At 44.4% G+C, this 22,914-nt stretch carries 25 protein-coding genes, 5 tRNA genes and 1 rRNA gene; 2 read left to right on the top strand and 29 right to left on the bottom strand.

Annotated features, from left to right (window positions below):
- The 21 genes from HDC33_RS13750 to acpS form a co-directional block, all read right to left on the bottom strand.
- Positions 1-91 (bottom strand): 16S ribosomal RNA (locus HDC33_RS13750); the annotation flags it as partial.
- Positions 92-394: 303 nt separating this feature from the next.
- A tRNA-Gly gene (locus tag HDC33_RS13745) sits at positions 395-468 on the bottom strand.
- A gap of 107 nt (positions 469-575) precedes the next feature.
- Positions 576-662, bottom strand: a tRNA-Leu gene (locus HDC33_RS13740).
- A 68-nt stretch (positions 663-730) separates the two neighbouring features.
- Positions 731-806: transfer RNA gene (locus tag HDC33_RS13735), tRNA-Lys, on the bottom strand.
- A gap of 109 nt (positions 807-915) precedes the next feature.
- Positions 916-990 (bottom strand) — tRNA-Gln (locus HDC33_RS13730).
- A 95-nt stretch (positions 991-1,085) separates the two neighbouring features.
- Positions 1,086-1,157 (bottom strand) — tRNA-Glu (locus HDC33_RS13725).
- A gap of 183 nt (positions 1,158-1,340) precedes the next feature.
- Positions 1,341-1,802, bottom strand: a complete 462-nt coding sequence (locus HDC33_RS13720; protein ID WP_179393130.1) for a SprT family protein — start codon at positions 1,800-1,802, stop codon at positions 1,341-1,343.
- A gap of 23 nt (positions 1,803-1,825) precedes the next feature.
- Positions 1,826-3,982 carry a Tex family protein gene (locus tag HDC33_RS13715; protein WP_179393129.1) on the bottom strand — a complete coding sequence of 719 codons (2,157 nt, stop codon included), beginning with the start codon at positions 3,980-3,982 and terminating at the stop codon, positions 1,826-1,828.
- A 107-nt stretch (positions 3,983-4,089) separates the two neighbouring features.
- Positions 4,090-4,686, bottom strand: coding sequence for a PP2C family serine/threonine-protein phosphatase (locus tag HDC33_RS13710; RefSeq protein ID WP_179393128.1), 597 nt, complete (start codon positions 4,684-4,686; stop codon positions 4,090-4,092).
- Positions 4,686-5,516 carry an RNA polymerase sigma factor SigB gene (sigB, locus tag HDC33_RS13705; protein ID WP_179393127.1) on the bottom strand — a complete coding sequence of 277 codons (831 nt, stop codon included), beginning with the start codon at positions 5,514-5,516 and terminating at the stop codon, positions 4,686-4,688. The genes HDC33_RS13710 and sigB overlap by 1 nt, the downstream gene beginning before the upstream one ends.
- A complete protein-coding gene (rsbW, locus tag HDC33_RS13700; protein WP_179393160.1) occupies positions 5,491-5,964 on the bottom strand; it encodes an anti-sigma B factor RsbW in 474 nt (157 codons plus the stop codon). The genes sigB and rsbW overlap by 26 nt, the downstream gene beginning before the upstream one ends.
- Positions 5,951-6,292 (bottom strand): STAS domain-containing protein, encoded by a 342-nt coding sequence (locus tag HDC33_RS13695; protein ID WP_179393126.1) that lies wholly within the window; start codon positions 6,290-6,292, stop codon positions 5,951-5,953. Before HDC33_RS13695 ends, rsbW begins: the two co-directional genes overlap by 14 nt.
- A 69-nt stretch (positions 6,293-6,361) precedes the next feature.
- A complete protein-coding gene (locus HDC33_RS13690) occupies positions 6,362-7,375 on the bottom strand; it encodes a PP2C family protein-serine/threonine phosphatase (RefSeq protein WP_179393125.1) in 1,014 nt (337 codons plus the stop codon).
- Positions 7,376-7,389: 14 nt separating this feature from the next.
- Positions 7,390-7,791, bottom strand: a complete 402-nt coding sequence (locus tag HDC33_RS13685; RefSeq protein ID WP_179393124.1) for an anti-sigma regulatory factor — start codon at positions 7,789-7,791, stop codon at positions 7,390-7,392.
- 2 nt (positions 7,792-7,793) lie between these two features.
- A complete protein-coding gene (locus tag HDC33_RS13680) occupies positions 7,794-8,156 on the bottom strand; it encodes an STAS domain-containing protein (RefSeq protein WP_218843276.1) in 363 nt (120 codons plus the stop codon).
- Complete coding sequence (locus tag HDC33_RS13675) at positions 8,153-8,983, bottom strand: STAS domain-containing protein (RefSeq protein WP_179393123.1); 831 nt, start codon at positions 8,981-8,983, stop codon at positions 8,153-8,155. Before HDC33_RS13675 ends, HDC33_RS13680 begins: the two co-directional genes overlap by 4 nt.
- A 190-nt stretch (positions 8,984-9,173) precedes the next feature.
- Entirely contained in the window at positions 9,174-9,524 is a 351-nt protein-coding gene (locus HDC33_RS13670) for a type II toxin-antitoxin system PemK/MazF family toxin (RefSeq protein WP_067205315.1), read from the bottom strand.
- Between the two features lie 4 nt (positions 9,525-9,528).
- Positions 9,529-9,819, bottom strand: a complete 291-nt coding sequence (locus tag HDC33_RS13665) for a transcriptional regulator (protein WP_370457478.1) — start codon at positions 9,817-9,819, stop codon at positions 9,529-9,531.
- Between the two features lie 133 nt (positions 9,820-9,952).
- Positions 9,953-11,092: an alanine racemase gene (alr, locus tag HDC33_RS13660; RefSeq protein ID WP_179393122.1), complete on the bottom strand. Its 1,140-nt coding sequence runs from the start codon at positions 11,090-11,092 to the stop codon at positions 9,953-9,955.
- 68 nt (positions 11,093-11,160) lie between these two features.
- Positions 11,161-12,165, bottom strand: a complete 1,005-nt coding sequence (locus tag HDC33_RS13655; RefSeq protein WP_179393121.1) for a LolA family protein — start codon at positions 12,163-12,165, stop codon at positions 11,161-11,163.
- Between the two features lie 58 nt (positions 12,166-12,223).
- A complete protein-coding gene (acpS, locus tag HDC33_RS13650) occupies positions 12,224-12,577 on the bottom strand; it encodes a holo-ACP synthase (protein ID WP_179393120.1) in 354 nt (117 codons plus the stop codon).
- Positions 12,578-12,688: 111 nt separating this feature from the next.
- Between acpS and HDC33_RS13645 the strand changes: the two genes are divergently transcribed.
- On the top strand, positions 12,689-13,300 hold the full coding sequence (locus HDC33_RS13645) for a rhomboid family intramembrane serine protease (RefSeq protein WP_179393119.1): 612 nt from the start codon (positions 12,689-12,691) through the stop codon (positions 13,298-13,300).
- A gap of 9 nt (positions 13,301-13,309) precedes the next feature.
- Here HDC33_RS13645 and HDC33_RS13640 read toward each other — a convergent pair whose 3' ends face one another.
- The 8 genes from HDC33_RS13640 to HDC33_RS13605 form a co-directional block, all read right to left on the bottom strand.
- A complete protein-coding gene (locus HDC33_RS13640) occupies positions 13,310-14,815 on the bottom strand; it encodes a PH domain-containing protein (RefSeq protein WP_255457419.1) in 1,506 nt (501 codons plus the stop codon).
- Positions 14,808-15,287, bottom strand: a complete 480-nt coding sequence (locus HDC33_RS13635) for a PH domain-containing protein (protein ID WP_179393118.1) — start codon at positions 15,285-15,287, stop codon at positions 14,808-14,810. Before HDC33_RS13635 ends, HDC33_RS13640 begins: the two co-directional genes overlap by 8 nt.
- Before the next feature lie 346 nt (positions 15,288-15,633).
- Positions 15,634-17,142 (bottom strand): degradosome RNA helicase CshA, encoded by a 1,509-nt coding sequence (gene cshA / locus HDC33_RS13630; RefSeq protein ID WP_304625756.1) that lies wholly within the window; start codon positions 17,140-17,142, stop codon positions 15,634-15,636.
- A gap of 387 nt (positions 17,143-17,529) precedes the next feature.
- On the bottom strand, positions 17,530-18,225 hold the full coding sequence (locus HDC33_RS13625) for an alpha/beta hydrolase (protein WP_179393116.1): 696 nt from the start codon (positions 18,223-18,225) through the stop codon (positions 17,530-17,532).
- The gene (locus HDC33_RS13620) at positions 18,222-19,601 is read right to left on the bottom strand and encodes a UDP-N-acetylmuramoyl-tripeptide--D-alanyl-D-alanine ligase (RefSeq protein ID WP_179393115.1); all 1,380 of its coding nucleotides are present in this window, start codon (positions 19,599-19,601) and stop codon (positions 18,222-18,224) included. Before HDC33_RS13620 ends, HDC33_RS13625 begins: the two co-directional genes overlap by 4 nt.
- A gap of 12 nt (positions 19,602-19,613) precedes the next feature.
- Positions 19,614-20,684: a D-alanine--D-alanine ligase gene (locus HDC33_RS13615; RefSeq protein ID WP_179393114.1), complete on the bottom strand. Its 1,071-nt coding sequence runs from the start codon at positions 20,682-20,684 to the stop codon at positions 19,614-19,616.
- A gap of 83 nt (positions 20,685-20,767) precedes the next feature.
- The gene (locus HDC33_RS13610; RefSeq protein WP_179393113.1) at positions 20,768-21,082 is read right to left on the bottom strand and encodes a DMT family transporter; all 315 of its coding nucleotides are present in this window, start codon (positions 21,080-21,082) and stop codon (positions 20,768-20,770) included.
- Positions 21,082-21,414, bottom strand: a complete 333-nt coding sequence (locus tag HDC33_RS13605; protein WP_179393112.1) for a DMT family transporter — start codon at positions 21,412-21,414, stop codon at positions 21,082-21,084. The genes HDC33_RS13610 and HDC33_RS13605 overlap by 1 nt, the downstream gene beginning before the upstream one ends.
- Before the next feature lie 196 nt (positions 21,415-21,610).
- Here HDC33_RS13605 and HDC33_RS13600 point away from each other — a divergent pair, with 196 nt between their 5' ends.
- A complete protein-coding gene (locus HDC33_RS13600) occupies positions 21,611-22,807 on the top strand; it encodes an FtsW/RodA/SpoVE family cell cycle protein (RefSeq protein ID WP_179393111.1) in 1,197 nt (398 codons plus the stop codon).
- Positions 22,808-22,914: the final 107 nt, after the last annotated feature.

Here is a 22,914-nt window from a genome sequence, read left to right as displayed (position 1 = left end):
CAGGGAGCAAGCTCCCATCATTCCGCTCGACTTGCATGTATTAGGCATGCCGCCAGCGTTCGTCCTGAGCCAGGATCAAACTCTCCATAATAGAAGAAAATGAATAGCTCATTTCTTGCTGACTGGAGAGGAATAGAATTCCTCCCTGAATCCGAAGATTCGATTGTGTTTCTTTTCGCCTGACAGAAGTCAGCTTACTAGGAAACGTTTTGCTCAAGTGGGTTAGCACTCTCGCTGTATTTCATTGACGTTTTGCTGTTCAGTTTTCAAGGTTCATTTGTCAAGTTGTTGCGATAACAACTTTTTAAGTATAACATCCGCTCTTCGCGGCGTCAACAACTTTTTTGCAATTACTTTTCGGTGTGATAATTACACTACGCTTACATTGGTAATATGGAGCGGGTGAAGGGAATCGAACCCTCATCATCAGCTTGGAAGGCTGAGGTTTTACCACTAAACTACACCCGCATATATATAGCATTGGTACATCCGACGTTAGTTGAATGATAACCATTTGATTTGCGACTAAATCTCTGTCCATCGAGGCGAAGGACTTTTTAATAACGTAAGTGTTTTGGTGCGGTAAAGAGGACTTGAACCTCCACGGGGTTAACCCCCACTAGGCCCTCAACCTAGCGCGTCTGCCATTCCGCCACTACCGCGTTGTTTTAGCGACAAATCTTATTATACAACGTACAATTCATTTGTCAACATTCTTTTTTAAAAGAAATGGTGAGCCATGCAGGATTCGAACCTGCGACCCTCTGATTAAAAGTCAGATGCTCTACCAACTGAGCTAATGGCTCTCTATTTATATAAGAGAGAAGTTATTCAGACTTATATGGGATCCCATTCACTCGAATCACCATCGGTGCTTCTCACATTTTCATTTAAATGCTCAGCATTTAAATGAAATGGCTGGGGTAGCTGGATTCGAACCAACGAGTAACGGAGTCAAAGTCCGTTGCCTTACCGCTTGGCTATACCCCATCGTTACCTTATTCAGCCGATAGACTATGCTATACAAAGTTAATTCATTTTTCAAGAATGATTCATCTCAATACTTCGTATCAAAAAAATCTTGATGACCCCTACGGGATTCGAACCCGTGATACCGCCGTGAAAGGGCGGTGTCTTAACCGCTTGACCAAGGGGCCATATTAAGTATTAACGTCGTATGCGGGATTGCTCAGCTTGATAATTCAGCGCCGTTCCCAACCGACTTTTCTAATTATAGACAGTGTTATTCATTTCGTCAACACCTTTTCTTAAATTAGTTTTAACAATCGCCTAGAACCTTGTCGGAACGCAGTTTTTAACGTGAACAAAGTTCTAGGCATTCACTTGACAGCTTGTATTTCTTCAATTTGCCCCGCGCATTTCCCACACCTGTATTTACGGACGTCCATTCTTCTTTTACGTTTATAGAGCAGCTTGCATGATGTGCACTCATATACATGTTTCGGTTGCACCCGCTGTTTTTCTTCAGTTAAAGGTCTGCAAAAACGCGGAGAAGACGTATGCTTCAGCAGAATTCTGAAGTCTGCATCACGGTGGCGATATCCCCTTCCTTCTATATGAAGGTGATAGTGACATAGTTCATGTTTGATTACGCCGACCAATTCTTCTGTTCCGTGCATATCCAATACCAACGGATTAATTTCTATTGAATGGTTTGAGAGCAGATAACGCCCACCGGTTGTCCTGAGTCTTTTGTTAAAACGGGCAATGTGGAGGAAAGGCTTGCCGAATGTTTCCTTAGAAACACTCTCGATCAGTTCCTGCAATTCTTCATCCGTCATAGCCATCCCCTCCATTTCAAACATTATTTCGAGGACGGCGGCAACATCGTCAACGAAATACGTCCTTTCCCTATATCAATACCTTCAACCCATACAGTAACAATATCTCCAGAAGCTACAACGTCAAGCGGATGTTTCACATATCCCTTTTTTAATTTTGAGATATGGACGAGACCGTCCTCTTTCACTCCGATATCAACAAACGCACCAAAGTCTACGACATTCCGAACAGTTCCTTGCATCTCAAGTCCTTCATACAGATCTTTCATGTCGAGGACATCCGCTTTCAAAAGTGGTTGCGGATAATCATCGCGCGGATCCCTGTTCGGTCTTTGAAGTGTATCGACAATATCTTTTAACGTCACTTCTCCAACGTCTAATTTAACAGCTAAAGCTTTAATATCCAAAGTCGACAGAGCATCTGCCGTTTCTTTCTTGCCGAGCATCTTCTTACTTGTCCCCGCTTCTTCTAATACTTGCTCCGCCAATTGATAACTTTCCGGATGAATCCCCGTGGAATCGAACGGATCCTTCGCATCAAGCACCCTCAGGAAACCAATTGCCTGTTCATACGTTTTTGCGCCAAGTCGCGGAACTTTCTTCAATTGATTACGTTTTGTAAACAATCCGTTCTCTTCACGGGATTTGACAATGTTTTCCGCAACAGTCTTCGAAAGGCCCGCCACGTATTGAAGCAGCGAAGAGGAAGCAGTGTTAACATCTACCCCTACACGGTTCACGGCGGTTTCAACTACGAATGATAATGATTCGGACAGACGTTTTTTCGCGACATCATGCTGGTATTGCCCAACACCGACCGAACCCGGATCGATTTTAACAAGTTCTGATAGTGGATCCTGCAAGCGTCTTGCGATTGAAACCGCACTCCGTTGCTCGACTTGAAGTTCAGGAAACTCGTCCCGTGCTTGTGGTGAAGCTGAATATACACTGGCACCCGCTTCATTTACAATGACATAGGAAACGCCTGCTTGCGCATCTTTGATGCATTCGACTATGAATAATTCGGATTCACGTGAAGCTGTCCCATTCCCGATAGCAATAATGGTGATTGGGTATCTTTTCAGTAATTCTAAAATAGTCCGTTTCGACTTTTCTTTTTCCATTTGCGGCTGATGGGGATAAATTACGGATATTTCAAGAAGTTTACCCGTTTCATCAACAACCGCAAGTTTACACCCTGTACGAAAAGCCGGATCAAGCCCAAGAACTACTTTCCCCTTTAATGGCGGTTGCAGAAGAAGACTCTTAAGGTTCTCGGAAAACACATGAATTGCTTGCTCTTCAGCTTTTTCAGTAAGTGCCGTTCTGATTTCCCGTTCAATTGAAGGTGCGATCAACCGTTTAAATGCATCCTCAATTGCTTCTTTTACTTGTACAGCGGACGGTGAATGTGATTTTCGAATTAATTCACGTTCAAGTCCCCCAAGTATCCTTTCAACCGGGAAAGAAATACCTATACGCAGCACGTCTTCTTTTTCGCCACGATTCAAAGCTAAAACGCGGTGCGGGACGATTTTTTTCAAGGGTTCTTCATATTCATAGTAGTTTTCAAAAACATTTCGCTTGTCTTCTGACCCTTTCCGTATTGCTGATACAATCATTCCATCCGCCCAGGCCAATTTTCGAATATTTCCCCTTATTGCAGCGTCATCAGCAAATTGCTCGGCAATAATATCCCTAGCTCCCGCCAATGCATCTTCAATCGCGTTAATACCGAGCTCTTCATTAATGAAAGATCTAGCAAGATCTTCCGGTGAAACTCCAGTAAACTCCAAAAGGTTTTTCGCCAGCGGCTCAAGGCCACTTTCAATTGCAATCATGGCACGTGTACGTCTTTTTTGTTTAAATGGCCTATAAAGATCTTCAATTCGTTGTAATACGGTAGCGCTTTCAATCGATTTTCTTAAATTGTCATCGAGTTTACCTTGCTCATCGATGAGACGGATCACTTCTTCTTTGCGCTGTTCGAGGCCTTTTACATAACTGTACGCATCCTCAACCGCCTTGATCTCCACTTCATCAAGTGAACCAGTTTCTTCTTTTCGGTACCTCGCGATGAACGGCACAGTATTTCCTTGGTCAAGTAATGCGATAACCTTTTCAGCTTGATGTATACTGACTGCCGCTTTCCCAGCTGTAGCCTCAACAATATGCCTCATCAATAAAACCACCCTTCCGTCTATAGATTCATTTTAACATAAGGAAAGCATAAGGCGCCTGCATAGCGGCGTCTTGAATCTGGACATAAAAAAAGCCTACTTCCATTTTATAGAAGCAGACTTCCAGCTATAAACGTGGCGTCGTCGCCATGTTCAATCGATTGCAGCACATTTTGATACAACTCATAAGGTCCTGAACTTTCCTTCAAAGAAGCTTTCGGGCTTCTCAGAGCTACACCATCCGAATGAAGGAAGAAGAGATCACCTTTTTGATAGTCATATTGTTGCGTCTTTAATTTTTGGGGCCTTCCTGATAGGTAGCCCATTACAGGCAACGGATAGATCATTTTACTGCGATTATGAAGCATGTAGAAACGGACATTCCCAACGCAGCTGTATTGAATTGTCTTTTGTTTATAATCCACTTTCACAATAGCTACGGCAGCTCCGCGTTTTTGTACCATATGCTCATTGCAGCGGCTAAGTAATTCATCGATTGTTTCATTATGGTATTCTTTTAGCACTTTCGGAATGATTTGGGCTGATTGACGCGCAATCGGCCCATTGCCTAATCCATCCGCAATCGCACAGATGAAATATTCTTCCTCCGCGTGGATGAAATAGGTATCACCGCATTCCCGGTTACCGAACTTTGCTTCCTGATAGACATACGCTTCTACATGCTTGGTTAGTATCGAGTCCACTATGAGACACCGCCAGCCGCCAAAATTGCTTCCTGCAACTTCTTAATCGCTTTTCGCTGCAATCTTGAGACGTGCATTTGGGAGATGCCAAGCCGCTCTCCCGCTTCTTTTTGGCTTAGTTGCTCAATATATGTATACTGGATAATTTGTTTTTCGCGTTCAGACAAAACATTCAGGGCGTTGGCAACTACCATGCGCTGATCTGTTCTTTCAAAACCTTCGTCAGATTCTCCAATTATATCGAATAGTGTAACCGTACCTCCCTCAGAATCCGCATCAAGGGTATGATCCATAGAAAGAGCCTGGTAACTCCTTCCCATTTCCATCGCCTCAAGAACCAATTCTTCGTCCACATCCAGATACTCTGCAATTTCGCTCACTAGGGGCGAACGTTGCATTTCCACCGTCAACGATTCAACAGCCGCTTTGATTTTCGGCCCTAATTCTTTAATACGTCTTGGAACATGGATCGCCCACGTCTTATCACGCAGGAAGCGTTTAATTTCACCTATGATTGTCGGCACCGCGAAGGCCTCGAAACTTCTGCCGAATTCCGGATTATAGCGACGGATCGCCCCTAGAAGACCTAGCATACCCACTTGGGCAATATCTTCATGGAACGGTTTCCCGTTTGAATATTTCCGGGCTATCGATTGCACAAGTCGTTCATAATGCAGTACAAGATTCGTCTGCGCCTCATCGTCATTCGTCTCCTGATACCTTTTTATCCATAGAAGGACTTCCTCTTTCGTTCCCGTTTCACGGGGAGAAGGTTCAGAAGTGGATCGGTCTTTCTCTTCAGACTCATGAGGAGATTGTTCGTTCGACATCCTCATCGCCCCGCTCTCCGCCGAGGTATTTGGTCATAAAGACCGTCACACCCTCTTCATGATGCACTTTCACATCATCCATCAATGTTTCCATCAAATAAAGTCCAAGTCCGCCTTCCCGAAGAAACTGTACCTCCTCTTGTTCGTTGTAAGGGCCTACACGCTTCTTCGTTTCCTCGAAATTAAAACTTTTTCCGTGATCCGCTACCATGATTTCCAACTTGTCTGCAAAAAGAGCGCAACCGACTACGACTTCGCCATCGTCATTCTCTTTATATGCATGCTGAACCGCATTTGTAATCGCTTCGCTCGAAGCGATTTTCAAGTCTTCGATTTCATCGTAAGTAAAACCGAGGCGACTTGCGAGGCCTGATATCGCGAGACGAGCGACACCAACATATTGAGCTTTTGCAGGAACTCTTATTTCAATGTAATCATACGGTTGCATCTCTGTCCCCACTTTCTTCCATGACAATATCCATGACTTCTCCTAAACCAGTTATATCAAAAAGTCTTTTAAGACGTGTATTCACGCCAACAATTTTCACGTGACCTCCATTGGCCTTAACCGCTTTATAAAAACCGACAAAGACACCTAAACCGGTACTATCCATATAATGGACTTGGGACAAGTCCAATTCCGCCTGCATTTCTTTCGTTTTCTCGGCCAACGCAAGGCGTTCCCGTAATTTCGGGGCTGTGAACGCATCAATCTCCCCGACAATTTTATATCGCTGAACACTATTATCTTCTAAAACATCAACTTTCAAATCCATTTTTACACCCCGAATTTCTCTATTTTTTAAGTATTACCCTATCAATTTAGTTACCCTATCCTTGAAGACTTAAACCTTTTCATTCTCTTTTTTAAAAATGACAATTGTAAAGTCATCCCGCAGATGAAAGTTCTGCAGATAGGCAAGCCTCTGGTAAACGGCGTCCGCTATTTCCTGCGCGGATTTATTTTTCACTTCTATCATAATGGACTTAATCACTTCATCTTCTATAAAGCCTGTATCCGTCCGCACTTCGGTTACACCATCCGTCATCATGGCGACAAAGTCACCCTCTTCTAGCACGATGGACCGCTCTTCATAAACCACATCCGGTTGTACACCGAGAAGGAGCCCTTTTGCATCCAGCTCTATAAAAGTACCTGTAGATGCCTTATACAAAAGTGCAGGTTCATGTCCGGCGGAACCATAAGTGAAACTGGAATCCTTCGCATTATATTTCCCGTAGAACATTGATATAAACATTGAATCGTCAACACTCTTTTCCACAATCCTGTTTACAATGTCCAGAACATGCTGCGGGCTTGTGTTTTCCTTCTGTAAACTGTCCATCCCGAATTTGATCATCGACATGCAAAGCGCCGCAGGTATTCCTTTACCAATAACGTCGGCTACCGCTACACTTGCCTCATAACTATTATCATTAAGGAAATAAATATAATCGCCGTTCATTTGTTTAGCCGGCTCCGTAACAAACCCGATATCAAGTTCCCTGAAATCCGGTTTCTTTGTTTTCAGCAAAGTATCTTGAACTTTTGCCGCCACGTTCATCTCCATATGAAGTTCTTCCTGTTTCCGGATGAGGCTCTGATGCTCCTTAAGTGCAAGTCCGTAATGTATCATCATTTCAATGAGAAAATCGAACGAATGCCATAATTTGTCCGGCATATGTGGAAATACCTCGGTAAGCGCCATTTTATGAATGCTAATAACATCTTCGGGCGAAATTTTCTTTTCAATGAATTGTCTGCTGAACTGTTGCCCCAAATACAGATCTTCTTCATTTTGCCCGTCGACATATTGTTTCAATATTTCTTTATATTGTTTCCCAACTTCCTCAGGCATCCATCATCATCTCCTCAACGGAGCCATTTAGTGGCGGTGATTATCGTTCCAACTCCAAGCTCCGTTTCCACTTTGAATTCATCCATAAGTCTTTTCACGCCCGGCATACCTGCGCCAAGCCCTCCAGAAGTAGAAAAACCATCCGTCATTACATTACGCATATCGGGAATTCCCGGACCTTCATCCGAAGCAATAATTGTAATCCCATTAAGCCCATCTTCAGATAGTCTTTTGATTTCAATTTTGCCTTTCCCTGCGTATAAATATATATTGCGTGCCAATTCGCTTATAGCTGTCGTGATTCGCGCCTGATCAACCGTTCCAAAGCCGGACTTCTTCGCTTCATTCCGGCCCAGTTGTCGGGCAGCAACAATGTCCCACTCCGTGTATATATCTACAGAAGACCAGTACTCCATTTTTAGGCCTCCAATTCTTTACGAAGTTTGTCCAATCCATTTTCGAGATCTAGTGCCGTCAATACATTCTCCAAACGGATTCCAAGTTCGATAAGTGTAATCGCAACAGCCGGTTGAATTCCCGTAATGACAACTTTCGCCCCCATCAAACCTGACATACTGATGACATCTCCCAGTACCTTCGCAATAAAGGAATCAATGAAATCAATCGGAGTTAAATCAATAACAACACCTCTAGCAGTCGTTTCATGCATTTTTTTCAAAAGATCTTCCTGGAATTGTATCGCAGTCTGATCATCAAGTTCCCATTGAACCGAAACAATTAATGTATCATTAAGTTTTAAAATCGGGATTCGCATATTCATGATGGTTCAACCTCCACTATAGTCCGGTTTGTCAACCCAAGTGCCTCCTGCATCCCGCGTTGCAATGTACTAGTCGTTGTAAAGTCATTCAAGTCAATTCCAAGTGTGACAATCGTTTGGGCAATTTCAGGACGAATTCCTACAAGCATACATTTCGCTCCGACGAGTCGTACTGCATCCGCTGCTTGTATGATGTGATGGGCGACCATTGTATCCACAACCGGGACACCGGTTATATCCAGTAGAACGACTTCCGCACGCTGCTTCACTACACCATCAAGCAAGTTTTCCATGATCAATTTAGCCCGTTCTGTATCGATTGTACCAACAAGCGGCATCACCGAAATCTTTTCAAAAACCGGTATCAAAGATGCAGACAGTTCCTGCAAAGCGATTTTCTGCAAACTTACAGTCCGCTCCCATTCCACGGAATAGGCTTCGATGATACTTTCACGGAGAGGTGCGATCCAGTTATCAAAAATCATAACAAAGGACCGCAGATTACTTTGATCAATGATTCCTTTCTCTTCCAAAAGCTCAAAAACGATATTTGAAAAGTTGTCAATCGCTTTATTGACGAATTTGATGGACCATCCGAACCGGACGACCTTCTCAGTGAATTCATTCAATTTCTCTGAATGGACCACATCCGCCCGATCAATATTCGATGTCATCAATGCGGCAAATTCAGTGCTGGTCTTTTCGATAAGTGGTGCGGGCATGAAATGGAAAAACTTTTCTCCCTTTACTTCCTTCATTAGTACTTGCCATCGTTCAATAATCTCTTTTATGTTCTGATCTATACCTTCAACCATTCGCGTATTCATATTTTTTCCGTAAGCCTCCTTGGGGTTCGAAAATCATTGTATATTCATTGTAACGAAAATGGTGACGTAATACACTTTTTTTGTCATATCTCTGCCATTGCGACATGCAATGTTGGACGGGAAATGTTGGACAGGAAATTGAAAAAACACCACAGGAGTGAACCCCGTGGTGTCTCTATCATATGTATGCTTAGAATTTGATAAGGCCGAAACTCACTTCGAGCGCTTCATCGACCTGCTCCATCAAAAATTCATCTAGGTGTGTTATTTTATCTGTAAGCCTCGACTTGTCGATTGTGCGGACTTGTTCGAGCAGAATGACCGAATCCCGCTCGAAACCATAACGCACCGCATCAATTTCAACATGTGTAGGCAATTTCGCTTTTTGAATTTGCGCTGTGATTGCCGCAATGATAACTGTCGGACTAAACCGATTGCCTATATCATTCTGGATGACTAGAACCGGTCTCGTACCTCCCTGTTCAGAACCGACGACAGGCGACAGATCTGCAAAAAAGACGTCTCCACGTTTTATTGCCAACTTTTCATCCTCCGCTTACGAGACGTTCCACCGTATGCTGGGCTTCAAATTCCACATGCAAGCATTCCGTGGCGATTTTGAGGTTGATTTGCGACATTTCGAGATAACCATTCATCATCTCTTCCCTGATCGCATCTGATTCGTAGTCAGTTACGTATCGCTTTGTCGAAATATAAACGAAATCACCACGGTCCAGCTCTTGATGGACGACCGTATGTTCATTTTCATTCAGCATCCGTTTCGGAATTTTAACAATGATTTCTTTCATGTTTTTATTTGCACGCAACGTTAGCACCTCCGACAAACCCGTTCCTATATTTCAATACTAGTCCATCTTACCATTGAATATCAACAATGAGAAGACATAGAAGGAATTTTATTGACAGGATTCTGCAAAGTTGCTAGGTTTTTTGTCGAAAGTACGGATATTATAAATTCTGTCCAACTTTCCCTGTATATATTCTCGATACCCGCTTCGAAATTGAAACGGCAATCTCATACGGAATCGTACCAAGCCGCTCCGCCCACTCTTCCATCGTAATTTCCTCATCGCCCTGACGGCCAATCAGCACAACTTTTTCACCTACCGACATTTCCCTCGGAAGTTTCACCATGCACTGGTCCATGCAGATCGTTCCAACAATAGGAATACGTTCGCCGCCGATAAGCACTTCCTGTCCTCGCAAACCACGCTTCAAACCATCTGCATAGCCGATAGGAATGGTGCCTATCCATTCATTCCCAGTTGTTTCATAGGTGCCGCCGTAACTGATCTTTTTGCCTGCCTCCAGCAATTTGACGTAGGCAAGCTCACTTTCAAGCGTGAAAGATTTTACAAGACGGAAAGGCAACATCCCTCCCACGTATTCTGAAGGTGCGATGCCGTAAAGTCCGATTCCGAAACGGACCGCGTCAAGCGCATATTCGGAATAGAGGAGGGTTGCCGCACTATTCGATGCGTGAACAAGCCGGGGTTTAGCCGGCAGTTTTTTCACCAGTTCCATGAATTTCGTGAACTGCTCTTCCGTACTTGCCGGATTTTCTTCATCTGCACAAGCAAAATGTGTAAAGATGCCATCCAGTATTACATAATCCGTTCTTACAATTACCGAGATGAGGGATTGAAGGGCTTCTACATCCCTTAATCCGATTCTTCCCATCCCGCTATCAATTTTTACATGGATCTTCAACGGTTTTTCAAAACTCCTGTCAAGGCTGAGTGCGGATTGCAACCACTCGGCACTCGAAACAGTAATCACAATCCCAAGTTCAGCAGCCTTTTCTGCAAACGCAAGCGGGGACGGCCCCATGACGAGGATATCCCCGCTAATACCCGCCATTCGTAGTCTTACTGCCTCGTCCGGCGTTGCAACCGAGACCATTTCCGCCCCAGCTTCGAAAGCCGCCTGAGCGACTTCCACCTCGCCATGACCGTAACCGTCTGCTTTCACGACCGCAATTACTGCAGGACCGCTTCCCAAATACTTTTTCAGATTTCTGATATTTGTTCGAATCGCTTCAAGATCGACGATTGCTTGCGTCGGACGATAATGAATGGAGTTTTCCAAAATAATCCCTCATTTATGTTGTAATACTCTCCATTATCAATCTTCAGCCCATTCCTCGTCAACAATAGTTATTTCATTCCTTCCGCTTGCATAGATCCTGCTATTTCAATCATTTCATCTTGTGTCAAAGTATCGGAAGCTATAAAGAATGAAACACCTTCGCTTTCCCAGCGAATTGATTTTTCCGTTAGCGCAGCGACAGTGAATCCAAGATCGACAGGATCACCTTCAATGGAGACCGGCACTTTCGAGTCTGGTCTTACTGCAGGCTCTTGAATAATGACGTATTCTTTTTCCCCTTCAAAGGACATGAATGTACGTGTACCATTTTCTGTCTTTACGACATCTTCATTCTCAAGTGTGACACCTTCCCAAGCTACTGAAGGATAGTACGTGGAGAGACCCGTCACATCATCCTCGGCTGGTTCGTCTTCCTTACTTGTATTCGTATCTTCCATTTCCACGGCATAATCCGCAGCTTTCCGTTCTACTCCAAGTGTGATCTTTTTAAAAGTGATACGGATTTTCTCGACTTTATTTTCATCCAGGACAGAGACATACGTAGGCAGCAATGTCTTTTTATCAATATGGATTTGTTGGGTCGGCAGCACTTTTTTATGGTTGTTTCTCGTAGCTGTTTCAAAGACATATGTTTTGTCTTTTTCCGTCATCGTCGAATTCTTATCAGCTTTAATGTCATCTGACAATGCTCCTATCAAATACGCTTGACTATTTTGTTCAGGCCAGTCGCTTTGGAACTTATACGTTTTACCTAGCGATGGCGTGACAACAAACACACCTTCCTTGTTACGGACGATCATCTGGGAATCCTTACTTCCTGCCTGTGTTACATTCACACGATAGAAGGCGGGCTTTGTATGCCAAACGGCAACATCATACATACGCGGTTCCGCCCCAGTCTTAATTTCCATCGACGCTTGCAAGTCGTACCCTTTCGCATCATTCCACTTTCCACTGAGCTTTTTCATGACGTCCTCTTTCGACGGCGCCCCACATGCCGCGAGGATTACCATGACTGCAACTAACAAAAGAGCAAATATCCGGCTACGCATACAGTTCATCCTTTCTCATTTCAATCGGGTAGGTCATCTTATGAGGAAGGACGAACAATTATGCAAGGAGGATTACTTGGGCCGCTGCAACAGTTCGCGTATGGGTTATGGATATGAAACCAAGGATTGCAACTCCCTTAAAATAAAGGGTCGGCTTCCCGCTCGATTCGGGCAGAATGCCAATATCAGTGAAGTTGCATTGCGTTCCGATTCCCGTCCCTTTTGCTTTGGCGAATGCTTCTTTCCCGGCGAAACGACCCGCAAGGAATTCAATTCGCCTGTGACTTGTATGCGTTTCGTAAATCTTCAGCTCTTCCGCCGTTAAAATGCGCTTCCGAAATTTCGGAGACCTCGCATCCAATTTAGCGATACGTTCAAGTTCGACAATGTCAAGCCCAATTCCTGCAATCAAAATAATTCCTCCTTCCCGTTTTTCTAAAAACACTTCAGCACCCGTCATTCCAAGCCACTGGAGCATGGACGAGAAAATATGTATAATGAAAACATAGATTGAGGTGAATACATGTTTAGCCGTACAGAAAGCTTTTCGCAATATATCCGCCAATATCCGGTGGTGACGTTTTTCCTCGCTTTGAATATCCTTATTTATGTAGTGACGATTATTCCGTTTATCGGGACATACGTATTTAACGCGGGTGTCGGTGTCAATTTCCTTATCTCCGACGGGGAATGGTGGAGACTTCTGACTCCGATGTTCCTCCATGGCGGCATCATGCATTTGCTGTTTAATATGTTCTCCCTTTTCATCTTCGGACCTGAACTTGAGAAAATTGCAGGCAAAGCACGCTTCCTTACGATTTATATGCTTTCAGGTATTTTCGCTAACATCGCAACATTCTTCCTGCAAGATCCCGACTATGCCAGTGTCGGTGCCAGCGGAGCAATATTCGGGATTTTGGGAGCGTTTGGAGCACTTGTTTATTACACAAAGCATATTCTTCCGCAGTTGAGACAGATCATCTTGCCGATGATTCTTATCAGTATCGTGATGACATTTATCCAGCCGGGTATTAATGCTACAGCACATATCGCGGGGCTGGCAGTCGGTTTTTTAATCGGGCTCAGTTATTTCCATCCAAAACGGATCGGCAGCTGGAATAAGAGAAGACGATAAGAGAGCAGGTTAACCCTGCTCTCTTTCTTGATTTTTCAAGGAAGGTTCGAACCAAGAAAGTATCCTCTCAGCTTCGGACTCTTCCATATGATGCACTTGGGCATTGAAAATACTCATGCCGGACTTGATGCCGGCAGCCAGCGTCGCTACACGCTTCCGCTTGTGGAAATGGTTTTGTTTCATTTCCATCGACTGAATCCTTTTTTTCATCAGGAAAGCGGTCTGCAAACTGAAGTTCCTGAATCGTATCGTTAGCTGATTCCCCGATATGCCATATGCTGCCGATTTGTGCTGCCATAATCCGAAAAGGATGATGACCGGAACGATAAGAAGTGATAATAAACCATATGGATAGAAAAAGTACGTAATCACACCGATCACCGGTATCATCCAGAGAAAGTCGATACGATAGAAAAAGTGCTTCCCGCGTGCCGGTAATTTCCCCATCGGTTCTTCTAGTATAAGATCAGGAAATATCTCTTTTAACGGACCGGAGATATCCGCTTTTTTCACTAGGGGAAACAAACTGATTTTCGCACCTTCCGCTCCGCCCCCGCCGGCACTGTCGATAACGACCGACGCATAGCCGAATAGTTGTCTGAAGGGATTTTCGATAATTCGCACGCTTTGGACCCTTCTCAGCGGCACCGTCATCCGCTTTTTCTCCAGAAGTCCACGTGTAATGACAATGTCTTCCGATTCAAGCGATACCGAAAAACCGTAATACGCCAAAAATGTCATGGCTACTGATATTCCCCATACGAAGACAAATCCCAAAAACACCACAATCGCAACGACGAGAAGCCCGAATTTGATGAAGCCGGATACCTCCTCATACATCCATTCAAAAGGAATCATTTCGGCAAACTGCGATAAAAAGACGCCGACGCCCGATAGTATGATTCCGATCCCGCCCGATGTCGTTGCAAGAATCAAAAGGCCTTTTGAAGTCATCTTAAAGACCGATTTCGACGGTATTTTTTCCGCCATACGGACTTCTTCCGTCTGTTCCCCATCTTCCGCTTGTAACACTATTTTCTTACCGACTTTCGCCATCGCTATTTCAGCTTCAATCCGGTTCGCCGCAGCTTTCGTAATGGCAGTCAGTTCCGCTTCAGCTTTTTTGGGGGAAGAGCTGCCTGCTGTTTCCACTTTCACTTTGATCAATTTGAAAGGCCGATGCAAAATTCCTTCTGTATAATCAAGGCTTTGAATCCGATCGAATGGAATATAGCGCTTCTTTTTTATAAACAACCCATATTCGATGCGAAGTTCATTGTCCTCAAACCAGTATTCAAAACGTTTCCACTTGATGATGCCCGTGATGAAAAACATGATCATGAGTACACCGAAAATAATGAAAGATAAATAATCCAAATACCATTTTCCAGATCCCACATCATTCAGGCCGTTCGCAAAAACGAGTACGATGATGGGCAAAATCGCTTCTTTAGCTGTTTTCAGCACTTCAATAATCGCAGTGATCCAATGTAATTTATATCGCGTTTCAGACATCATCTTCCGCCACCCTTGCAAGAACGGAAATCCTGCTCCGCAGCTCATCCGCTTCCTCCATAACAAGTGCCGGAATGGTATGATTCGTCGCCGCTGTCGAAATCGTGATTTCCCCTAAATTATATCTTCGAAGAATCGGTCCTTGTGCCGTATCTACGTGTTGAACACGCACCATCGGAATCAATGTCCGTTTTACGATGAATATACCATGCTGCAGTTCAATTTCTGATTCACGCACTTCATAGCGCCACCGCAGCCATCTTACCTTCGGAAATAAATAAATGAAAAAATAAGCGAATACAATAACCACCGCAGCGGCGACAATGTAAAACCACCGTGGCGCTTCAAATATGTAAGCTAATACGCCGCCGCCTAGTAACACGAGCAAAAGTAGACCTGTTTGCATGATGCCGTACAGTCTCCAAACTTTCAATCCTTTTTCCGATATCCGGTTCACCGGTTGCGCTCTCATATGAACACCTCTTTCCTTCTACTTATTCTATACGATTGAGTATGTGATATGTTTCATTTTTTGGGGATTGTGGATGGTATTACGTCGGTTGGTCGCCGGAGTGTTATGTCGTTTGACGGATACGTTGTTTTGTTTTGGGGCGGCGTTGGTTTCCTTGCTCCTGATGTTGCGAACTTCTAGGATTACGTTGCTTTGTCGGTGGTGTGTTGCTTACTTTTACAGAAGCGTTGTCTACTTTCGGGGCTACGTTGTTTTTCTTACTCCTGATGTTGTGAACTTCTTAAGTAATGCAAAAAGCCAGGTATGCGCAAATTGCACATACCTGGCTTTTGTGTGTGTTTATATATTAACGAGTTGATTTAGGTCTGCTTGTACGGCTACTTTCTCTTCTTGCTCCGTCACGGCTACCGCCACCAGAAGCACCGCCACTACGACGTGCTCCACCGCCGCCGTAACCACGGCCGCCACCTGTTGAACGTCCGCCGCTGCGATTGCCTTTATAGCCACCGCCACCGCCGCGAGAGTTTCCGCGTGCCGGCAATGGACGCTCTTCCGAAATCGATACAGGTGTATCATTCGGTTCACGTGTTAATGATCTGATTGCCGCTGCAACTAGGTCTTTTGCTTCGTATTTCTCAAGCAATTCAGTTGCAAGATGCGTGTAATCACTCAATTCGTTTTTATTAACAATTTCTGTAAGCTGTTCTACAGCGACACGTTGCTGACCAAGGATTGCTTCGTCTGAAGATGGCGGATTCAAAGCAGTCATCTGCTTTTTAGTCGTTTCTTCAACAATACGAAGGTAACCCATTTCGCGTGGTGTTACAAATGTAATTGCCATTCCGCTTTTTCCTGCGCGTCCTGTACGACCGATACGGTGAACATAGCTTTCAGGGTCTTGTGGAATATCGAAGTTGTAAACATGTGTTACGCCAGAAATATCAAGTCCACGTGCCGCAACATCAGTTGCAACTAGAATATCGACTTTACCTTCTTTAAATTGACGAAGGACTGACATCCGTTTTGCTTGTGTCAAGTCACCGTGGATTCCTTCAGCAATGTATCCGCGGATACTTAGTGCATGAGATAGTTCGTCAACGCGACGTTTTGTCCGTCCGAAGATGATTGCAAGCTCCGGCTGTTGAACGTTAAGCAAACGTGAAAGAATGTCGAACTTTTCGCGTTCTTGTGATTTAACGAAGAACTGTTCGATATTTTCAACAGTCATTTCTTTCGACTTAATTTTAACCATTTCCGGATTTTTCATGAACGTTTCCGCAATTTTACGGATAGGTCCAGGCATTGTAGCCGAGAATAGAAGTGTTTGGCGCTCAGATGGCACGCTCGCAAGAATCGTGTTGATATCTTCGATGAAGCCCATGTTCAACATTTCATCCGCTTCGTCAAGTACAAGTGTTTGTACACCGTCCAACTTCAACGTTTTACGTTTGATATGGTCAAGAATACGTCCTGGCGTACCAACGATGATTTGCGGGTTATTGCGCAATGCGCGGATCTGGCGTCCGATTTCTTGCCCACCGTAAACAGAAAGGATACGTGCGCGTTTGTCAGCACCGATTTTGTAGATTTCTTCTGAAACCTGGATAGCCAATTCACGTGTTGGTGCAATTACTAGTGCTTGTACCGCCGGGTTGCTTGTATCGATTTTTTCAATGATTGGAATACCGAATGCAGCTGTTTTACCAGTACCAGTTTGTGCCTGGCCGATAACGTCACGACCTTCCATACCAAAACGGACAGTACCTTCTTGGATTGGTGTCGCTTCTTCAAACCCCATTTTGCTTAGTGCGCGTTGTGTAGATTCACTGATGTTCAATTCTGAAAAATTAGTCAAACTTATCAATCTCCTTTGTTTTTTCATTTGACAATTGGTTACATTTGCAAATGAAGGCACGGCAAATTCGAGCCTGGTAAAAGGGAACGTTTCCGATATTTTGCATTCTCTATAGTATAAGTAGAGGTTATGGTTGAAAAGGAAAGCCCGGTCTTTGCCGAGCGGTTCGATCAACGGACAAGTTGTCCAACTTATATGAGCAAACCGTTAAATTCAAAAAAAAGTACTCTCCACATAATGAAGAGCGCTACGTAAATGTATCCAATGTTCAACATAGTATACCATGGATAAATGCCCCATGCAATCAATCCGTTTAAGTGGTAATAGTTAGTTTACTTATTGGAAAGCGGAAGCCGTCGTTTGCGTCAAACCGCTGGCGCCTGGAGTTTAGATATCATCCTGCATGAACCGAAGCACTTCATTGAACCAATTGTCACAGTCGTCGCTGTAACAGATATGATGCTTCCCGTTAGGTGATTTTATGAATTCCTTTTTTTCGGAGCCAAGCTTTTTAAAAAGGTGTTCCGCGGAAGTAAACGGCACAATTCCATCTTTCCCGCCTTGAACGATACATACCGGCGTTTTTATAAGACCATAATAGGGTTCCACCAGTTTTACAACGCGTAGAAATTCGATTACTGCCCGAAATGGTGTGTGGGTCAATTTGTACTCGTACAAATGATAAAACGTATTCGGCGGGTACTTTTTTGTAATCGGCTTCACCAACATGATTCTTAAATCCTTCAGAAGGATTCGGGGACTAATATATTTGGCTGCCGCACTTAACAGGACGAGTTTGTCGATTCTATAACGGAGCGCAAGATACATCGCGATAAGTCCCCCCATCGAAAAGCCGACCACAATGACACGGTCGACTTCTTTTTGTAACTTTTTAAGCGCAAGTTCCGCTTCCATGAGCCAAGATGCCGCGGACACCTTTTCAAAATCCAGCAACAGGCCGTGGCCCGGCAGAGTCGGCACGGAAATCCGCCAACTTGTTTCCCTTTTCAAGAAATTGACAAGTGGACGCACTTCAAACGGGCCGCCTGTGAAGCCATGTATGAGAAGCACACCTGTCTTCATTCCCCTTCACCCTTCAAATCCTCAAGAATGCGTTCAAGAGCCATTCCGCGCGACCCCTTCAAAAGGATGATGGAATCTTTTCCTGTAAATTCCCGGAGTGTGTTTGAAATTGGAGTATAACTCCTCTCTGACCACTTGAGCCGCGTTTCGATGCCGTATTTTTGTAGTTCATCATACAGCCACTTCATGCGCGGTCCAAAAAGCAGGATACCTTCGAGATTCATTACCATTATCTGACCGGCGAGATTTTCATGGTACGACCGCTCTTCTTCACCGAGTTCGAGCATATCGGCAAGAACGACCCACTTTTCTTCCCGTAATCCCGTTTCCTCCATGAAAGCGAGTGCTGCACGCATCGAAGTCGGCGCTGCATTATAGGCATCGTTGATGAACAGCGCACCGTTTTCAGCAACAACCGGCTGCATGCGCATATTTGTTAATGATGCCTGGAGAAGAGCGGCTCGAATGTCGTTTGCACTGACAGCTGCTTCATCGGCGATAAGAATTGCTGCAAGTGCATTTTTCACTTGATGGGCTCCGTATACAGGAATTGTGAATTCACCATCCAACAACCCCGAAACCGTGAATCGACTACCTTCATCGCCCGATTCAATCTTTTCTAGGGATAATGCGGTTCCCTTGTCATAGCCGAATGAAATGGCTTGAATAGTATTTTGCTGGTCGACGAGTTCTTGCAGCAGCGGTTCATCTCCGTCATAAAACAATTTCCCGCCGACTTGCAATCCGTCAATGATCTCGAATTTCGCTTTGGCAATTCCAGCACGCGAGCCAAGATCCTGCATATGCGCTTCCCCGATATTTGTAATAACGGTAAAATGGGGTTTTGCGAGTTTCGATAAAAAGGAGATTTCTCCGAACCCGCTCATGCCCATTTCCAGGATGGCGAACTCGGTATCCTCTTCAAGCGATAAAATCGTCAGCGGTAGGCCGAGCTCGTTGTTGTAATTACCCTCCGTTTTTTGCACCTTGAAGTAAGGGGATAACACGCTCGCAATAAGGTCCTTTGTCGATGTTTTCCCATTTGAACCCGTAATACCTACAACTTTACAATGAAGCAGATCCCGGTAAACACGTGCCATTTCCTGGAGCGCAATCTCAGGATTCTCGACAAAGATCAGTGGTAGGTCAGCTGGTGGATCGGGTTCGTCTTTCATCCATAGAGACGCGACTGCACCTCGTTTAATCGCTTGCTCTACATAGTTGTGGCCATTCACTTGCTCGCCGCGGAAAGGAATGAACAAATCCCCAGCCGTCGCTGTACGGGAGTCGATTGACACGCCTGTTATGAATGTGCCGTTCATATTTTGCCCCGCCGCCTGAATCCATTCTGCGATTTCAGTTAAAGATTTTTTCATGTTAAACCACGCTCAATCCATCATATATTGTATTGTCTGTTTTTCCGCATGTCGTTCCACTGCAAGTTCAATCAGCTTATCGATCAATTCAGGATACGTCACGCCTGTTTTCTGCCATAGAAGCGGGAACATGCTCGTCGGTGTGAAACCGGGCATCGTATTCACCTCATTTATAAGCACTTCGTTATCTGCCGTGACGAAAAAGTCTGCGCGGACAAGACCTGAACAATCAAGCACCTTAAATGCACGAACAGCTGCGTCTTCCATTGTCTTTTTGACGTCCTCCGCCACTTCCGCCGGTATGGCCAGCGTAGTGTTACCGTCCTTATATTTTGCTTCATAATCGTAAAATGCAGCTACAGGTTTTATTTCCCCCGATACCGAGCATAACGGCTCGTCGTTGCCCATAACACCCATTTCTATTTCACGGGCAGTCACGCCTTGCTCCACGATGATTTTCCGGTCGAATTTCAAAGCCGTTTCCACTGCTTCGATTAACCCTTTTCGGTCCGTCGCTTTGCTGATTCCTACACTGGAGCCAAGATTCGCGGGTTTTACGAACATCGGCCAGCCTAGCTCCTGCTCCATCTTGTCGACTAACTGCTGTTGTCCACTGACCCATCCAGTCCGGATAAAGTGAACGTAAGGCACTTGGTTCAATCCTGCCTGAGCGAATAATTGCTTCATGACGACTTTGTCCATTCCAGCAGATGATGCAAGTACACCATTTCCTACGTAAGGGATATTCATCACTTCAAAAAGTCCTTGAACCGTTCCATCTTCACCATTCGTTCCATGAAGAAGCGGGAAAATAACATCCAGGTCACCAGTTCCTCCGTTCAGAAAATCATGGATGCTGTCCGGTTTACTGCCACCATCCCCTTCGATACGCAGTTCTTCCAGTGTTTCAACAGCACCCTCGAGCGGTTCCCCTTTTCTCCATTCGCCATTGTAAGTTATATAAATTGGTACCACTTCGTATTTTCCAAAGTCCACCGCTTGCGTTACTGCACGTGCAGTCGATAGTGATACTTCATGTTCCGCAGACTTTCCACCGTAGACTAAACCTAATCTTCTTTTCATATTTTCCCCTCACCATCTAGTAGTTTTCATTACATCAGTTTACCATGAACGGCTCTCTATAATGATTAATATATGTATGTTATTCAACCAAATAACTTAAGTCCCACAACACCTGCGATAATGCAGGATAAAAACAGGAATTTCAACGCACTCCGTTCTTCACGGAAGAAAAACATACCGACCAGCACACTGCCTGCCGCTCCGATGCCCGCCCAAACCGCGTACCCTGTTCCGACTGGCAATTCTTTCATGGCGACCGAAAGTAAAAAGAAACTGAGTGCCCCGGACAAAACAGTCAGTGCAGTATATTTTTTATTCCTGAACCCTTCGGATAATTTCATCGTAATGACGAACGCCACTTCGAAAAGGCCGGCAATAACGAGGATGAACCAAGACATTATTCAGCCTCCCCCTTTCCATCGGCCAGCTTGAGACCTACGATGCCAATAAGCAGAAGTAAAAGAAAAAAAAGCTTCCCGGCTCCCGCCCCTTCATTGAAAGCCAGGATGCCGACAATTGCCGTTCCAGCTGCACCTATCCCCGTGAATACAGCATAGGCTGTGCCGATAGGTATTGTTTCCAGTGCTTTCGCAAACAGAAAAAAGCTGACCACGATGAAGAATAGCGTCACCAACGAGGGGATAAGTACCGTGAAACCCTGTGCTTCCTTCAATCCAATTGCCCAAACGACTTCAGTCATGCCTGCAATTAGTAAGTAGATCCATGCCACAATAATAACCCCTCTCTATTAAGGGTTAAAATATCCCTCAAATTTCCCACAAGTTTAGCACGCCAGGCTTTGGAGGGGCAACTTCACGGGTGTCAATTCGTCCATAATGAGGACATGCATACTCGTCCTTTATGAGTTATACTAATGGATGCTAAACTAAACTATCAAACTTTGGAATATAGGTGAATATATGAAAATGAATAACAAACCTGCAGACCGTTTCGACTGGACGCTCGCATTCATCCTGCTGCTGTTTTTTCTGGTAAGCCTTTTTGCGATTGCTTCAGCCCAGACGACAGGGCAATACAAGGATATAAATTCGATGCCCATCAGCTTCATACCATCACAAATTCAATGGTACATTATCGGCTGTGTCATCATAGCTATCACGATGTTTTTGGAACCGGACCAATATAAGAAGGCTGCCTGGATCATCTATGGCGGAGGTGTGTTTATTTTAGCACTACTCTTCATACTTCCCGAAGGTATGGAACTAGTTGCAAGAAGAAACGGTGCGAAAAGTTGGTTCCATATACCTGGTGTAGGAAGTATTCAACCGGCTGAATTTATGAAAACATTTTTCATCATCGGCATGGCACGTATGATTACGAAACATCACGAAACATTCGTTAACAAGACATTGAAAACTGATTTTTATTTACTCGGAAAAATCGTTGCCGTTCTATTCGTTCCCTTATTTTTCATCATGCTCCAGACAGATCTCGGAACGGGGCTAGTCTTCATTGCGATTACAGCGGTGTTCGTCATTGTGGCGGGCATTACGTGGCGAATCATTTTACCGGTATTTGTCGGGACTGCAACAATTGGGGCGACTCTACTTTGGATGGCTCTTTATGCACAGGATTTTCTTCAGAACAAACTTGGTTTCTCCCCTTACCAATTTGAACGAATTTATTCATGGCTCGATCCGTATTCCTATTCATCCAATGAGGGACGACACCTTATTACATCACTCAATGCAATCGGCTCAGGAGAAATGTTCGGTAAAGGCTACAAAGGCCGCGAAGTGTATGTGGCAGAAAGTCATACCGATTTCATTTTCACCACAATCGGGGAAGATTGGGGATTTGTCGGTACGAGTCTGGTCATTTGTCTATATTTCTTCCTCATTTATCATTTGACCAAGATTACACTTGAATTAAAAGATCCCTTTAGTACATACATATGCGCTGGCATTATCGCAATGATCGCGTTCCATGTATTTGAAAACATCGGGATGACGATACAGCTGCTTCCGATTACAGGGATTCCGTTGCCGTTCATCAGTTATGGCGGAAGTTCGCTCATGGGGAACATGCTTGCAATCGGACTTGTGTTCAGTATGAAATACCACCATCGGACGTATATGTTCAGTTCGGATGATGATGAATGAGGATAAGCGCAAGGCGCCTCCTAGAAACCGACACGAGTAGAAAAACTTATATTTTCTTTCCTTTTTAAGACAAAAAGCTCCGACGGAAAAATCCGTCGGAGCTTTTT

Source organism: Sporosarcina sp. JAI121 (assembly GCF_013408665.1).
Taxonomy (GTDB): Bacteria; Bacillota; Bacilli; order Bacillales_A; family Planococcaceae; genus Sporosarcina.
The sequence above is the reverse complement of the archived record's forward strand: the minus strand, read 5'-3'. Positions and strand labels throughout refer to the sequence as shown.